This is a genomic window from Arthrobacter sp. I3 (genome assembly GCF_000520575.1).
Taxonomy (GTDB): Bacteria; Actinomycetota; Actinomycetes; order Actinomycetales; family Micrococcaceae; genus Arthrobacter; species Arthrobacter humicola_A.
Genome location: NZ_KI914922.1, coordinates 36,862 through 51,931, shown reverse-complemented (window position 1 = coordinate 51,931; position 15,070 = coordinate 36,862). Strand labels below are relative to the sequence as shown.

At 66.5% G+C, this 15,070-nt stretch carries 15 protein-coding genes and 1 tRNA gene; 4 read left to right on the top strand and 12 right to left on the bottom strand.

What is annotated here, in order from left to right:
* Positions 1 to 44: 44 nt before the first annotated feature.
* The 10 genes from Y706_RS0110405 to Y706_RS0110360 all read right to left on the bottom strand — a co-directional run bounded on the left by Y706_RS0110405 (position 45) and on the right by Y706_RS0110360 (position 8,947).
* Entirely contained in the window at positions 45 to 1,895 is a 1,851-nt protein-coding gene (locus Y706_RS0110405) for a bifunctional metallophosphatase/5'-nucleotidase (protein WP_028276544.1), read from the bottom strand.
* Between the two features lie 241 nt (positions 1,896 to 2,136).
* The gene (rplL, locus tag Y706_RS0110400; protein WP_028276543.1) at positions 2,137 to 2,508 is read right to left on the bottom strand and encodes a 50S ribosomal protein L7/L12; all 372 of its coding nucleotides are present in this window, start codon (positions 2,506 to 2,508) and stop codon (positions 2,137 to 2,139) included.
* 77 nt (positions 2,509 to 2,585) lie between these two features.
* Positions 2,586 to 3,179, bottom strand: a complete 594-nt coding sequence (rplJ, locus tag Y706_RS0110395; protein ID WP_028276542.1) for a 50S ribosomal protein L10 — start codon at positions 3,177 to 3,179, stop codon at positions 2,586 to 2,588.
* A 325-nt stretch (positions 3,180 to 3,504) separates the two neighbouring features.
* Complete coding sequence (locus Y706_RS0110390; protein WP_028276541.1) at positions 3,505 to 4,614, bottom strand: GNAT family N-acetyltransferase; 1,110 nt, start codon at positions 4,612 to 4,614, stop codon at positions 3,505 to 3,507.
* Between the two features lie 167 nt (positions 4,615 to 4,781).
* A complete protein-coding gene (locus Y706_RS0110385; protein ID WP_028276540.1) occupies positions 4,782 to 5,921 on the bottom strand; it encodes a GNAT family N-acetyltransferase in 1,140 nt (379 codons plus the stop codon).
* 189 nt (positions 5,922 to 6,110) lie between these two features.
* A complete protein-coding gene (gene rplA / locus Y706_RS0110380) occupies positions 6,111 to 6,818 on the bottom strand; it encodes a 50S ribosomal protein L1 (RefSeq protein WP_018773648.1) in 708 nt (235 codons plus the stop codon).
* Between the two features lie 184 nt (positions 6,819 to 7,002).
* Entirely contained in the window at positions 7,003 to 7,434 is a 432-nt protein-coding gene (gene rplK / locus Y706_RS0110375) for a 50S ribosomal protein L11 (RefSeq protein WP_018773647.1), read from the bottom strand.
* A 129-nt stretch (positions 7,435 to 7,563) separates the two neighbouring features.
* Entirely contained in the window at positions 7,564 to 8,397 is an 834-nt protein-coding gene (nusG, locus tag Y706_RS0110370) for a transcription termination/antitermination protein NusG (RefSeq protein ID WP_028276539.1), read from the bottom strand.
* A 113-nt stretch (positions 8,398 to 8,510) separates the two neighbouring features.
* On the bottom strand, positions 8,511 to 8,795 hold the full coding sequence (secE, locus tag Y706_RS0110365; protein WP_028276538.1) for a preprotein translocase subunit SecE: 285 nt from the start codon (positions 8,793 to 8,795) through the stop codon (positions 8,511 to 8,513).
* Positions 8,796 to 8,874: 79 nt separating this feature from the next.
* A tRNA-Trp gene (locus tag Y706_RS0110360) sits at positions 8,875 to 8,947 on the bottom strand.
* 277 nt (positions 8,948 to 9,224) lie between these two features.
* Between Y706_RS0110360 and Y706_RS0110355 the strand changes: the two genes are divergently transcribed.
* The gene (locus Y706_RS0110355) at positions 9,225 to 10,442 is read left to right on the top strand and encodes a pyridoxal phosphate-dependent aminotransferase (RefSeq protein ID WP_028276537.1); all 1,218 of its coding nucleotides are present in this window, start codon (positions 9,225 to 9,227) and stop codon (positions 10,440 to 10,442) included.
* A gap of 204 nt (positions 10,443 to 10,646) precedes the next feature.
* Here Y706_RS0110355 and Y706_RS0110350 read toward each other — a convergent pair whose 3' ends face one another.
* Positions 10,647 to 11,306 carry a LuxR C-terminal-related transcriptional regulator gene (locus Y706_RS0110350; protein WP_028276536.1) on the bottom strand — a complete coding sequence of 220 codons (660 nt, stop codon included), beginning with the start codon at positions 11,304 to 11,306 and terminating at the stop codon, positions 10,647 to 10,649.
* 23 nt (positions 11,307 to 11,329) lie between these two features.
* On the bottom strand, positions 11,330 to 12,712 hold the full coding sequence (locus Y706_RS0110345; protein ID WP_028276535.1) for an ATP-binding protein: 1,383 nt from the start codon (positions 12,710 to 12,712) through the stop codon (positions 11,330 to 11,332).
* 124 nt (positions 12,713 to 12,836) lie between these two features.
* On the opposite strand from Y706_RS0110345, the gene Y706_RS0110340 reads away from it, so the two are divergent.
* The 3 genes from Y706_RS0110340 to Y706_RS0110330 are packed head-to-tail and all read left to right on the top strand — an operon-like array spanning position 12,837 to position 14,964.
* Positions 12,837 to 14,441, top strand: coding sequence for a PspC domain-containing protein (locus Y706_RS0110340; protein WP_028276534.1), 1,605 nt, complete (start codon positions 12,837 to 12,839; stop codon positions 14,439 to 14,441).
* Between the two features lies 1 nt (position 14,442).
* Entirely contained in the window at positions 14,443 to 14,706 is a 264-nt protein-coding gene (locus Y706_RS0110335) for a hypothetical protein (RefSeq protein ID WP_028276533.1), read from the top strand.
* 3 nt (positions 14,707 to 14,709) lie between these two features.
* Complete coding sequence (locus Y706_RS0110330; RefSeq protein WP_028276532.1) at positions 14,710 to 14,964, top strand: PspC domain-containing protein; 255 nt, start codon at positions 14,710 to 14,712, stop codon at positions 14,962 to 14,964.
* Positions 14,965 to 15,070: the final 106 nt, after the last annotated feature.

Here is a 15,070-nt window from a genome sequence, read left to right as displayed (position 1 = left end):
GCCGGGATGGGCGCAAAGTGACCCCGCGTTTGTTGGAGTTGGGGTTAGGCGGTGACCGTCAGTGGCGTCCCGTTGACGGTGAGCCGCCAGTTGGCCTGGCTGAACACGGCGACGTCCAGGGTGCCGCGGTCCACGACATAGTCGATGATGCGCTGCCGGATCTCCTGCTGGCTGTTCGAGAGCACCGGCGCGCTCTTCACGGCCGGGAAGTTGCCTCCGCCGCTCTGCCGGTAGTTGTTGATGGCCAAAGCAAATTCCTGCTCGGGCGCCAGCGGCTGGCCGCCGTAGCTGAGCTTGACGATCCGGTCCCCCGCCGGCCGGGCGAGGTCGATCTCATAGTTCAGCGGCGCGTCCAGTCCGTAGACGACGTCGTAGTTGTAGTCGGGCGTGCCGTTCGGGGCCGTAGCCGTCACAGCGTTGGTGACGTCCTGGGCCCTGGCCGTGGTGGCGGTCACCGGTTTGAAGTACTGGGCGGACCACTCCAGGTATGCCTTGACCTGCGCGCCGGTGACCTTGATGGCGAGCAGCGTGTTGTCGAAGATGTACAGTCCTGCGACATCGCGGATGGTCAGCGGCCCGGCCTTGACGTCCACAGCACGGGAGAACGCCGCCGCAATGGACAATACGGGCAGCCCTGCCGCGGGAGTGTTGGCCAGCTCGGCCTTGACTGTGCTGGCCTGGACGTAATTAATGGCGTCGATCGCGGCGGAGTCCTCCCAGCAGGCGGTGGCCGTGCTGAGCGGCGCCGTGGAAGTTCCGATGACCTCGTTGACGTAGTTCACCGTGGCCTCGTGCCCGGCCTGAACGGCCCGGACGACGGCGGGATCTGGGTCGACGGTCTTGGCGTCCAAGAGGAGCGAATGCGCCGCGGTGACGGACCACTGCCCTTTTTCCTTGACGAGTTCGAGGTCCATGACGGAGACGCGCATGCCCCACTTGAGCGGCTCGGTCAGGAGCACCTGCTTGCCCGTGGCCTTGTTCGTGACGAAGCGCTCGGGGATCTCCAGGTGGGCGTGCCCGACCAGAATGGCGTCGATGCCCGGGACTTCCTCTGCCAGCTGGGTGGACGCGTTCTCGGGAAAGGGCAGGGCGTCACCGTAGGAGGACCCTGGAGTCGCCCCCGAATGGCTCGTGACGATCACGACGTCGGCCCCGGCCGCTTTCACCTGCGGGATGACGGTTCTGGCCTCTTCTACGATGCCGTTGAAATCGAGCTTGCCCTGGACGTTGTCCCGGTCCCAGAGTGCGCAGCCCGGCGTCACCAGGCCGACGAGGCCGACCGTCAGCCAGCCGCTGTCCGTCTTGATCCGCTTCAGGACGTAGGGGGTGAAGGCTCGCCCGCCCGACACGGCGTCGTGCACATTGGCGCCCAACAGCGGGAAGTCCAGCTGCCGCTCCCAGGTGCGCAGAAGCCCAATGCCGTAGTTGAACTCGTGGTTGCCCAGCCCCACGGCGTCGTAGCCGATCGCGTTCATGGCCAGCGCCATGGGGTGTTTCACGGTTGCCGAGATGGGGTTGATCTTGGCGAAGTAGTAGGCCAGGGGCGTGCCCTGGATGGTGTCGCCGGCGTCGATGGTCAGGGTGCTGGCCGCGCCGCGCTCGGCACGCATGGCGTTGATCAGGGTCGCGGCCTGGGCAATCCCGATCTTGTTCCCGGCGGCGTCGGCATAGGGGACGTTCCTGAAGTAGTCCCAGTTGAAGACGTTGTTGTGCAGATCCGTGGTGCCGAGCATCGTCAGGGTGAACTGATTCTTGGCAGTTGCCCTGCCACTGGCTTCGCCGGGGACGGCCTGCGCCGCCGGGGCTCCGGCCAGCGCGGCAGCGGCCGCCCCGCCGCCCACGAGGGCTGCCGCGAGCATGGCGCGGCGGGAGGGGGAAGTGTTCGGGTCCGTCATTGTGGGTGAACTCCTGAGCGTTGGGGGCCGGTGGGCACAAATCCAAAGTCTAGGGTCGCGCCATCAAGTGCGACAGGGGTATCAGAAAAACTTTGCCGAATCCTTGGGTATCGTTCACCGGCGCCGGCTTCCGGCCCGGGCGTTTCGGGTTTCCGGTCCGGGAACGCAGGAAACCCCGCCCACTGAGTGGACGGGGTTTCCTTTGAGCAGTGCGGACCGCGATTGATCCGGACAGCGGGTATTACTTGAGGGTAACGCGGGCGCCAGCTTCTTCGAGCTGAGCCTTTGCCTTCTCGGCAGCTTCCTTGGTGGCGCCTTCGAGAACAGCCTTGGGAGCGCTGTCAACCAGGTCCTTGGCTTCCTTGAGGCCCAGGGAGGTGATGGCGCGAACTTCCTTGATCACTGCGATCTTCTTGTCGCCAGCAGCTTCGAGGATGACGTCGAAGTCAGTCTTCTCTTCAGCTTCTTCTGCAGCAGCGGCGGGGCCGGCAACGGCAACAGCAGCAGCAGTAACTTCGAAGGTCTCTTCGAAGAGCTTGACGAACTCGGAGAGCTCGATGATGGTCAGTTCCTTGAAAGCTTCAATGAGCTCTTCGTTGGTGAGCTTCGCCATGGTGTGGCGTCCTTCCTATAATGGTGCGCGGCGGCCCTGAGGCTCGCTGTGACACCGGAGTCTTATGGAGAAGAGGACTAGTTCTCTTCGGGGGCTGCGGCTTCGGCCGGTGCTTCGGCCTCGGCTGCTGCATCTGCTGCGGGAGCTTCTTCAGCGGCGGGTGCTTCGGCTGCTGCCGGGGCACCGTTCTCTTCTTCAAGCTTGAGGCGCAGTGCGTCGATGATGCGTACAGCAGCGGCAGCAGGAGCCTTGAGGATCCCTGCAACCTTGGCGAGCTGCAGCTCACGGGACTCGAGTGCTGCCAGGGCAGCAACTTCGCTGGCGTTCAGTGCCTTGCCCTCGAAGTAACCGGTCTTGATGACCAGCTGCTTGTTGGCCTTGGCAAAATCCGTCAGGCTCTTGGCAGCTGCAACTGCGTCACCCTTGATGAACGCGATTGCAGTGGGGCCGGCGAGCTGACCGTCGAATGCTTCGACACCAGCTTCCTTGGCTGCAATGGCGGTCAGGGTGTTCTTGACGACCGAGAACTTGGTTTCCTGGCCGAGAGAGACACGCAGCTGCTTGAGCTGTGCAACGGTGAGCCCGCGGTATTCGGTCAGGACAGCGGCGTTCGATTCCTTGAAATCGTTAGTGATCTCAGCTACTGCTGAAACCTTGCTAGGCGTTGCCATAACCCTCCTTCCGGGGATAGTGCCGGTATGTCCGGGTCCCCGCTCAAAAGAGCTAAAACTAAAAAACGCCCCGCGCAGATGCACGGGGCTTGTCTCGACGCGGTCCATGACCGCGGAGCTTTGCTTCGTTCACCTGCGCCGGCCGCCCTATGTTCAGGGTCCTTCGTCCGGAAATCCACTGCGCTCTCCCGGCGCGACTGCAGAAGTGAGTCTTGCTTGGGAGAGTGGATTTCCAACAACCGACGGTCTTTGGTCCTCCAAGCTTACGGGACACGGCGCGCGTGTTCCAAATCGGGCCCGGCGGGCAGAACTGGGTGAACAGACCTCAGCTGACAGCCGGTCCGAAGTTGGGGAGTTCTTTTTGCCAGAGACCCGTCACTCCCGCTGTCGTGAAGCCGAGCTGCTGGTTGACCTTCAGCAGGTAGCGGTTCTCCGGGGCGTTCCACGTGTACAGGACCCGGGCGTCCGGGAACTGTTCGCTGAGCCGTTCCATATTGGCGACCTTGATCAGCAGCCCGAGCTTGTTGCCGCGGTGTTCCTGCAGCACCACCGTGTCGTCCTGGAAGACGACGTCCGGGCGCAGGGCCAGGACACTGATGGTGGTCAGGCCCACGAGCGTTCCGCTGGCGATGTGCTCGACGGCGGTGACCACCGTCCGGCGGCCCTGGGCTATGGTGACTTCCTCCGCTTCCCGGAGGATGCCGCCGTCGAACACCATTTCCTGGGCATCCGGCCCCGGCACTTCGTCCTCGCCTGCCTGGTTTTCCAGCGCGGCGACGGCCTCGAGCCACTGGTCAGGACACCGGTCCGTCCAGTGGTGCAGACGGTAGCGGCCGGCATTGGCTTCCTCGGCCTCGGCCTCGAGGTCGGCGACGAGCTTGGTGTCCAGCGGCAACGCACAGGAGCTGAACTGCTCGATGTGCTGCAGGGTGTAGCCGGTGTGGCGTGCAAATTCCACGTCACGGCTGCCCAACGGGACGAACCCGACGCCGCTGCCGGGCACAAGCTGTTCGGCCTCCGGGTCCGTCAGGGTTGATCCCGGGTGGTTGGTGTCGATCAGGATCGTGTGGCGGCCCTCGTCCCGGGCGAAATGTTCGGCGGCCGCCAGCAGCTGCCTCCCCACGCCCTGGCGCCGGAATTCCGGCAGGATGTCGAGCGTGAATTCGGCGAGATCGAGGTTGTCCACGAGCGGCAGGGCGATGTCCGCCGTCCCGACAATCACGCCGTCGATCTTGGCGACGAGGATTACCTGGCGTTCGTAGGGGTCCGCCATCTCAAGCAGCTTTTCCTGCGGCGCGTAGGCGAGGTCGTCGGTGCCCCAGGTCTGCATCCGGACCCTGCGCCCCACCTCGATCGCGGCGAGAAAGTCGGCGGCATCGGGCGCGTCAAGGGAATCGGGGATCCACAGCTGCTCAATCCGTACATCGTTTGCCATAGAGGGCATCTTCCCAGCCGTTGTGCCACCCACCATCGGTACGGCCCGGCTCAAACCGGGCTTTCAACCGCCAGCATATGCTGGTTTGGGCCGCTGTTCCATTGGTGACGCCGGGCAGTTTCCGCTCCAGCCGGCGCCCGGCAGCTTCTGCCCCAGCCGGCGCCCGGTCAGTTCCGGATCTCATTGCCGGTGGCTGCGCCCGCGGCGGCAGCGGTCCGCTGCCACTCGCCGTCGTAGCCCGCCGGCTTGAAGCCCAGCGCGATGTTGATGCCGAGCATATGGTCGTTTTCGGCGGCGTTGTACGTCAGGACGCGCCGGACCGCGGGGTACGACTCCCGCAGCAGGCGCAGGTTGCGGATCTTGATGAGCATGCCAAGCCGGTGGCCGCGGTGGCCCACCGCGACGAGGGTGTCGTCCTGGTTGGCCAGCCATGGCTTGTCGGCTGTTGTCTGCAGGACGGTATAGGCGGCCAGTTCGCCGCTGGCCCGGTGCTGTGCCGCCACCACGAGGGAGGACTGGCCGGCGCGCCGCCAGGTGTCCTCGACGTGGCGGACCCGGGCGACGTCCCAAATTTCCGGCTCGTAGCTCAGCGCTCCGGAGGGGGCGTCGGTGCTCATGCGGGACATGAGCACCGCGAGCTGGGCGGCATGTTCCGCAGGGCAGGAGTCGGTCCAGTGCAGCAGTTCATAGTCCCCCGCGCGGGCCAGGGCGTCCCGTTCCAGGGCGTCGAGGTCCGCGGCGGGCGGTACGTCGAGCGAACTGAACCGTTCGACCTGCTCCAGGCGGTAGCCGGCTTTTCCGGCGAAACGGACACCCGGCGCGCCGGCGGGCAGCGCTCCGGTCCCCGTGGCGGGCTTGATGAGGTTGGTGCCATCGACGTCGAAATCGGCCGGGTGCTCCGTGAACGTCTGCAGGATGGTCCGCCCGTCGGCGGCGGCCAGGGCCTCGGCGTGCACCAGCAGTGCCCGGCCGATCCCCCGCCCGGCGAAGGCATCCAGGACGCCCACGTGCAACAGCGCACTGCCCAGATTCTCCTGCAGTTCACAGCGGACCCAGGAGTTGGCCACCATGCGCCCGCCGACGCGGACGAAGAAGAGCCGCAGCCGGGTGTACGCCGTGTCCCGCCAGTACTGCAGGCGGGCCGCCGCGGACGATGCCCGGTCCAGGTTGCCCCAGGTCTGCAAGATGAGCTCATCGCAGAGTTCCATGAATTCGAGGAACACCGCCGTGTCAGAGGCATCGGTGTCAGCGGCATCAAGGCTGGCGGGCAGGGAGAGTTCCTCGATGAGGTACGACGGCGTAGTCACCGGGACAGCCTAACCGGCAAGTCCGGCGGCACCAAGGGTCCCGGATGCCAAGCGCCGCGCACGCCACGGGGTCCCGGCGCAGGACGGCAAAAGGCCGCCCCGCAGTTGCGGGACGGCCTTTTGCTGGAACCGGCGACGTCAGCGACGCCGCAGTTCCGTGGATCCGGTGATCCGGTGATCCGGTGAGGACTAGACCTCGGTCAGGACCTTGGTGACGTTGGGGTCAACCGAGATGCCCGGGCCGAACGTGGTGGCCACGGTGGCCTTCTGGATGTAGCGGCCCTTGGAAGCGGACGGCTTGAGGCGGAGGACCTCTTCCAGTGCGGCTGCGTAGTTCTCGGCCAGCTTGATGGCGTCGAACGAAACCTTGCCGATGATGAAGTGCAGGTTCGAGTGCTTGTCGACGCGGAAGTCGATCTTGCCGCCCTTGATGTCGTTGACGGCCTTGGCGACGTCAGCGGTCACGGTGCCGGTCTTCGGGTTCGGCATCAGGTTACGCGGACCCAGGACCTTACCGAGGCGGCCAACCTTGCCCATGAGGTCAGGGGTGGCGACGGCGGCGTCGAAGTCGGTCCAGCCGCCGGCGATCTTTTCGATCAGGTCATCGGAACCAACGAAGTCGGCGCCGGCCGCGATTGCAGCCTCAGCCTTGTCGCCCGTTGCGAAGACGAGGACGCGGGCGACCTTACCGGTGCCGTGCGGCAGGTTGACGGTGCCGCGGACCATCTGGTCGGCCTTACGCGGGTCAACGCCGAGGCGGAAAGCGACCTCAACGGTGGCGTCGAACTTGGACGGGTTGGTGTCCTTGGCGAGCGTCACTGCCTCGAACGGCGCGTAGAACTTCTCCGCGTCGATCTTGGCCGCGGCTGCCTCATATGCTTTGCTGCGCTTTGCCATGCTGCTTATTTCTCCTTGTGCAGTTGTGGTCTGCGGACCGCGCTGGGCCCTGCCACAGGCGGCATTCCGGCTGGTGTATCCGTTCCGGAATTCCGCTTTTCATTGTTTAGGTGGTGCCGGCTGGCCGGCGATGCTGACGGCGTCGTGACCGGTTTCCCGATCCCGGCGCATCAGCGGTGGGGAATTAACCCTCGACGGTGATACCCATGGAGCGGGCGGTGCCGGCGATGATCTTCGCTGCGCCTTCGAGGCTGGTGGCGTTGAGGTCTTCCATCTTGGTGGTGGCGATCTCGTTAACCTGGGCCTGGGTCAGCTTGGCAACCTTGACGGTGTGCGGGGTAGCCGAACCCTTGGCGACGCCTGCAGCCTTTTTGATGAGCTCTGCAGCCGGCGGGGTCTTGGTGATGAACGTGAAGGAACGGTCCTCGTAGACCGTGATTTCCACGGGGATAACGTTGCCGCGCTGGGCTTCCGTCGCAGCGTTGTACGCCTTGCAGAATTCCATGATGTTGACACCGTGCTGGCCGAGCGCAGGACCGATCGGCGGGGCCGGGTTAGCGGCACCTGCCTGGATCTGCAGCTTGATGAGGCCGGTGACCTTCTTCTTGGGAGCCAATGTAGGTCCTTCTCTCAAATACGTCCTGGGGCACAGGAGCGTGCCTCAGGTTGGTGGCCGCCATGGCAAGGCGGCCGGCCGCTCCGTGGCTGCTAAGCGGGCAGCCCGGGGCGAATTCTTAGGGAACAGCTAGATCTTGCTGACCTGGTTGAACGCCAGGGTGACCGGAGTCTCGCGCTCGAAGATGGACACCAGCACCACGAGGGTCTGGGAATCGATCTTGATTTCGGAGATCGTGGCGGGGAGGGTCTCGAACGGGCCTTCCTTGACGATGACCGACTCGCCAACCTCGAAGTCGACGTCGACCTGTGCGGCGGCGTGCTTGACCGGCTTGCCCTTCTCGGCCTGCTCTTCTTCGAAGACCGGCGCGAGCATGGAGAAGACCTCATCGAGGCGGAGCGGGACCGGGTTGTGGGCGTTGCCCACGAAGCCGGTGACACCGGGGGTGTGACGGACGGCGCCCCAGGAAGCGTCGGTCAGGTCCATGCGGACCAGGACATAACCGGGGATGCGGACACGGTTGATGACCTTGCGCTGGGCGTTCTTGATCTCAACGACTTCCTCCATCGGAACCTGGATTTCGAAGATGTAATCTTCCATGTCCAGGGTCTGGATGCGGGTCTCAAGGTTGGCCTTGACGCGGTTCTCGTAGCCTGCGTAGGAGTGAATGACGTACCAGTCACCCTCCTGGCGGCGCAGCTTGGCTTTGAACTCGTCCGCGGGGTCGACGTCGGCCTTGGCGGCCGCCGCTGCCAGCACGTCGGCGTCAGCCTCATCAGCGTCGGCGTCGGCGTCATCAGCGTCGGCGTCGTCTGCCGCTTCTTCTTCCGTGGCTACAGCCTCGTCAGTGACGTCGGATTCGGGCGCAGCAGACACAGCCTCGGACTCTTCCGCGGCTTCCACCGCGGCGTCCTGGCTCTTATCCAGCTCAGTCTCAGTTACCTCGAGCTCCTGCTCAGACACTTGGTCTCCTGCTTCCTCATTGCCTAACATGCCTATTTAAATGACTCAATTCCGCACACCCCGCGGAACCTCCGGTTTCCCGGGGCCTCCACGCAGTCTGCGGACCGGTCGCCTTAGCTGTCCGTGGGGCCGCTGCCGCCGAAGACCCAGCTGACCGCGGTCCCAAAGGCCAGGTCCAGCAAGGTGACGATCACCATCATGATGGTCACGAACACCAGTACCACGAGTGTGTAGTTGATCAGTTCTTTACGGGTCGGTGCGACGACCTTCTTCAGTTCGCCAATGACCTGGCGGATGAAGATCGCGATACGAGCGAAGAAGCCGGGCTTGGCGGCATTCTTGGCGGGGCGGCCTTTGGAGCTGCTGGCAGCTGTTTCGGTCACCTGGTCCTCACTCATCCTCGCAATGATCGGATACCCGGCTCTGAACTGAACCATGGTTGCTGCGCTGGTTCCGGATAATCCGGAACAGCATGCGCAGGGCAGACAGGACTCGAACCTGCAACCTGCGGTTTTGGAGACCGCTGCGCTACCAATTGCGCCACTACCCTTCGGGGAGAAAAACCGCTCCGGCCGATGCGTCCCACAGGCTTCCCTGAGGCGCAGGCCATCATCGTGTTTTCAACACCGGAGAACCAGTCTACGCAACAACTGCGCCTACGTCGAACCGGCCCTCTTCCGGACCCCTGCGTGCCTGCGAAAACCAACTGACAGCCGTCAGTCACATTCGGGTTCGGGCACCCCGGGGGATCCGCTGAACAGCATAGAGTAGATTTCGTCGAATCCCATATCCAGCCTTCCAGCTGCAAGCGAAGAACGGACCCGCCCATGTCTGCTGCCCGCATTTCCCAGCGCATTTCCGCCATAGCCGAATCCGCCACTCTGGCCGTCGATGCCAAGGCGAAGGCGCTGAAGGCAGCCGGCCGTCCGGTCATTGGCTTCGGTGCCGGGGAACCCGACTTCCCGACCCCCGGCTACATTGTGCAGGCCGCCATCGAGGCCGCCAGCCAGCCGAAATACCACCGCTACTCCCCCGCCGGCGGGCTCCCCGAACTGAAGCAGGCCATCGCGGACAAGACCTTCCGGGATTCCGGCTACCAGGCGGCGGCGTCCCAGGTGCTGGTGACCAACGGCGGCAAGCAGGCCGTCTACAACACCTTCGCCACCCTGCTGGATCCGGGCGACGAGGTCATTGTTCCGACCCCGTTTTGGACCACGTACCCGGAGGCCATCCGGCTGGCCGGCGGCGTGCCGGTGGAGGTCTTCGCTGGCCCGGAGCAGGGCTACCTGGTCACCGTGGACCAGCTGGAAGCGGCCCTCACCGAGCGCACCAAGATCCTGCTCTTCGTCTCCCCTTCCAACCCCACCGGCGCCGTGTACTCGCCGGAGCAGGTCAAGGAGATCGGCCAGTGGGCAGCGTCCAAGGGCCTGTGGGTTGTCACCGACGAGATCTACGAACACCTGACCTACGACGGCGTGCCGTTCACCTCGATCGCCACCGCGGTGCCCGAGCTCGGCGACAAGGTGGTCATCCTCAACGGCGTCGCGAAGACCTATGCCATGACCGGCTGGCGCGTGGGCTGGATGATCGGGCCCGCGGACGTCATCAAGGCCGCCACCAACCTGCAGTCGCACGCGACGTCGAACGTCTCCAACATCCCCCAGGTCGCCGCCCTCGCTGCTGTGTCCGGGCCGCTGACCGCCGTCGATGAGATGAAGGTGGCATTCGACCGCCGCCGCAAGGCGATCGTCGCGGGTCTGAACGCGATTGACGGCGTTGACTGCCCGACGCCGAAGGGCGCGTTCTACGTGTACGCGGACGTCCGCGCGCTGCTGGGCAAGGAGTTCCCGTCTGCGAACGGCCCGGTGCGGCCGGCCACCTCTGCCGAACTCGCGGCGCTGATCCTGGACGAGGTCGAGGTGGCTGTGGTTCCCGGCGAGGCGTTCGGCCCGTCCGGCTACCTGCGCCTGTCCTATGCACTCGGCGACGACGACCTGGCCACGGGCGTTGCCCGCCTGCAGGACTTCCTCGGCAAGGCGAAGTAGTAACCTACCAAACGCTCCCGCAGGTCCTGCACCATTCCTACTGACGCTCCCGCAGGTCCTGCAGCATACATACCCGACGCTCCCGTAGAACCCGACGAGCGCCCGCCGCGTTACCGCACCACCTGCGGAAGCGTCGGGCCTAAAAGCGCCGGACGTGCGGGAGCGTCCGGGTTTTAGGCGCCGGACGTGCGGGAGCGTTGGTCGTTAAAGCAGGCGGCGCTCCGCGGCCCAGCGGGTCAGTTCGTGGCGGCTGGAGAGCTGGAGCTTGCGCAGCACGGCCGAGACGTGGGTTTCAACGGTCTTGATCGAGATGAACAGTTCTTTGGCTACCTCCTTGTAGCTGTAGCCGCGGGCGATAAGGCGCATCACCTCGAGTTCCCGCGCCGAGAGCTTGTCGAGCTCGTCGTCGGCGATGTCCGCGGGGGCCGTGCCGAACGCGTCCAGGACGAAGCCCGCCAGCCGGGGTGAGAAGACGGCGTCGCCGCCGGCCACGCGGCGGACGGCGCCGCTGATCTCCGCGCCGGAAATGGTCTTGGTGACATAGCCGCGCGCGCCGGCACGGATCACTGACACCACATCTTCCGCCGCGTCGGAGACGCTCAGCGCCAGGAACCGCGTGGTGCCCAGCAGGGGCGCCGAGCCGGCCAGGACCTCGCGTCCGCCGCCACCCCGGCCGCCGGGAAGATGGACGTCAAGGAGCACGACGTCGGGGCGCTGGACTGCGATGACGGCGATTGCCTCCTCCACCGTTTCGGCCTCCCCCGCGACGACGATGTCCGGGTCCAGGTCCGCCTTCAACCCGGAGCGGAAGATGGCGTGGTCGTCCACGATCACCACGCGAATGGGTGCGGGGTTTCCTTGCACAGGGTTTCCTGACGTTGGGCTGGTCACGGTTTGGCCTCTCCGTTGGCGTTGTTGGCGGCGGCCGCGGAAGTTCCGGCAGAGGCGGCGGCGACGGGCAGCCGGAGCCGCACTTCGGTGCCGTCCGGGCTGCTGGTGATCGCGGCGGTGCCGCCGTGGCGGTTCATCCGGCCGATGATCGATTCCCTGACGCCGAGCCGGTCCGGGGGAACGGAATCCGGATCGAAGCCCGGGCCCCGGTCCTTGACGAAAACTTCCGCGGCGGCGTCGGTGACTTCCAGGTACACGGACACGGCGCCGCCGCCGTGCCGGGCGGCGTTCAGCATTGCCTCTCGGGATGCCTGGACGAGGGCCTCGTGGCGTTGGGTCATGGCGCAGTCCCCCACGCTGACCACCTCGACGGCGTTCCCCAGGGCGTCCTCGACCTCGGCTGCGGCGGCCTTGATGCCGTCGGACAGCTGGCCGGATTCCCTGTCGGAGTCCCGGTACAGCCAGCCACGCAGCTCGCGCTCCTGCGCGCGGGCCAGCCTGATGACATCGTGCTCGTTGCCGGCCCGGCGTTGGATCAGGGCGAGGGTCTGCAGCACGGAGTCATGGAGGTGGGCGGCGATCTCGGCACGCTCGGTGGCGCGAACCCGCCCCGCGCGCTCGGTTTCCAGGTCGCGCCAGAACTTCAGCCCCCATGGCAGGAGCACCAGGGCCACGCCGCCGAGCACGGCCACCGAGGCCAGGAGGGCGAGCCAGGTCTGTTCCCAGGACCCCGAGCCGGACACCATGACCAGCACCCCGGCCACGACGAGGGCGAGCCCGGCCGCGAGGCGGGCCCAGCCGCCGGCCTGGTTCGCTTTGGTCTTGTCCACGAGCCCCGCCCGGCGGGTCTCGTCCAGTTGCATCCAGGCGATCGCGGCGCCGCCCAGGATCGCCGCGACCGGGATCAGGGTACCCAGCGGCACGTCAACCCCCAGGAGCCGGGCGATCAGGATCCCGGCGGCCAGCAACAGGCCCGCGCCCAGCAGGATCTCCTTGCCGAACGGCATGCCGGAAACTTTGGACCGCCAGGACCCCGGCGCCGCCGTCGTTGGCGTTCCACTGGTTCCGGAGGCTCCCGGCATGCCGGGGGCGTCGGGCAGGTTTGCGACGCCCGGTGTGTCCGGGAAGCTCACTGCCGGAGCGATGGGCGACGCCGGGCGGCGGGCGTTGCGCCGGGCGCTTTCATCCGCCGTGGGGACCATGATCCAAAGCCAGGCGTAGAAGGCCACCCCGGCCCCGCCGGCGAGCGCAGCCACTGCCATGCCGATCCTGACCATGCGCACCGGCCAGCCCAGGTGGGTGGCGAGGCCCGCGCACACGCCGGCAATCACGCGGTCGCTGCTGCGGACCAGCGGCGGGCGGGCGGGCGCGGTTGTCATGCCTCAATCCAAGCACGGATCGGGGTTTCCCGGACGCGTTTGAGGGCCCAACCGGGGGCCACTCAGGGACCGTTCAGGGTGTTCCCCAGTAGAGGCCGGCGCCGGGAACGGGAAGGATCGAAGTATGAACCCGCACACCCCGCACCCCGATGAGGGCCCGGCCTCCGCAGACCGGCCGGCCACGGATCTATCCCGCCCCGAACTTCCAGAATCGGACCTTCCAGAACCGGAACTTCCAGAACCAGAACGACCTGGCACGGACCTTCCGCACACGGAACGTCCCGACCCCGATCTTCCAGGCACGGGCCAGCCCGCTCCGGCCTTCTCCGGGCCGGGCGGCGCGCCGCCGGAGCCGCCGCGGCTTTACCCGCCCGGCGATCCGAATGGGCCGTTGCCCGGCCGGCAAACCCAGAATTTCTTCGACTGGATCCGCAGCCAGGGCATTTACCGCGGACGCGACCGCTGGATCGGCGGCGTGGCCAGCGGCATAGCCCACCGGCTCGGCGTCGATCCGCTGATTATCCGCGGCGTCCTGATCGTCCTGACCGTCTTCGCCGGAATTGGCGTTCTCGCCTACGGCCTGGCCTGGGCGTTGCTGCCCGAACCCGACGGCCGCATTCACGTCCAGGAGGCCGCCGCAGGGCGGTGGACGGCCGGCATGACCGGCGCGCTCATCACCTCGGTCATTGGTTTCCCCAGCCTGGGCACCGGGGTCTGGGGCTGGGACCGCTTCGGCTTCGGCGCCTTCGTCTGGACCGTCTTCTGGGTGGGCGGGGCCATCTACCTCGTCTACTACCTGACCCAACGCAACAAGATCCGGGACGGGGCCACTGCCATGCCGTCGCGTTACGACTCCGGCAGCCCGGCCGGCGCCGCGGCTTTTGCGGCTAGCCCCCGCACCGCCGCCGGGCCGCCATCGGCAGGCAGCTTCCCGCAGGGCAGCGGCCGGACATATGGCGACCTGGCTGACAGCTCTCGAGTCACCGGCACCGGTCCGGACTGGGGTCCGCCCCCGCCGTCGGGACCCATTGCGTCCGGCCCTGTTCCCCCAGACGGCTACGGACCGGGGTCCGGTGCCACACCGCCCGCACCGGCCGCGCGCAACCTTGGCCCGGGCGCTCCGGCGGTCGCCATCACCGTCGGCTCCGCCCTCCTGGTGGGCGGGGGCATCAAGGCCCTCGACGCCGCCAACGTGATCGATCTCGGCGATGCCGGCAACGCGCTGGTCTGGGCCTTCGGCGCGGCCATCCTGGGCCTCGGGATCCTGTTTGCAGGCCTGCGGGGCCGGACCTCCGGGATCCTGGGCTTCTTCGCAGTCGTGGCCCTGCTGATCGGCGCCATTTTCAGCGTGGTCCCGCACGGGGACCGGTTCCGCTTCCAGAACGCCGACTGGGCTCCGGCGAGCATTCAGCAGGCCCAAGGCGGCTTCGAGATCACCGGCGGCGCCGGAACCGTGGACCTGACCAAGCTGGCGCTGAATCCGCCCCTGGGCTCCGACGTCGTAGTTCCGATCGACGCGACGGCCAGCAACCTCACCGTCGTCATCCCCGCCACCGTTCCGGTGCACATCCAGGCGGACATGACCATGGGCAACCTCCACGACGGCAACCAGGACCGCGGCGGCATGACGACGCAGCAAAGCGACTACAACACCGCAAAACCGGGCGCCCGGCTGGTCCTGGAGATCTCCGGCACCGTCAGCAACGTGACCATCAAGGAAGGCAACTGACATGAGCAGCTATGACGACTCGCCGCTGGCCGACGCCGGGCACGACCCCGAAGCGGGTTCGCCCGCCCGGGTGGGCACAGTGGTCTGGGGACTGACAGTGGTGGCATTGGCCGCACTGATCATCATTTCCCGGCTCGGCCTCGTGGCCCTCAACGGCACCTATGTGCTGATCGGCCTGATGATCGGGGCAGGGGGCGCCCTGGTCGTGGGCGGCCTGGTCTCGGCGCGCAGGCGTGACAATAAGTCAACTACAGGGAAGTCTTGACCCATGGATAAATTCTTCGACACCATCCGGGGCCTCGGCCTGAAACGTGGTCCGCAGCGCTGGGTTGGCGGCGTTTGCGGCGGGGTTGCCGCCAAACTGAACGTTGATGTGGCCTATGTCCGGATCGCCTACCTCCTCCTGAGCCTGCTCCCTGGCCCGGCGTTCGTGGTCTACCTCGCGGCCTGGCTCCTCCTCCCGGACCAGCGCAACGCAATCGTCCTCCAAAGCTTCCTCTCGAAGCGTTCCTCCCGGCCCTGACATCCGTCACCGGCCGTCCAATCACAGGCCGGCCACTCACAGGCCGGCCCGGCCCGGCGGCAACCTGCCCCGGTAGCTGCCCCGCACCACGAAAAGGTGCCCCCGC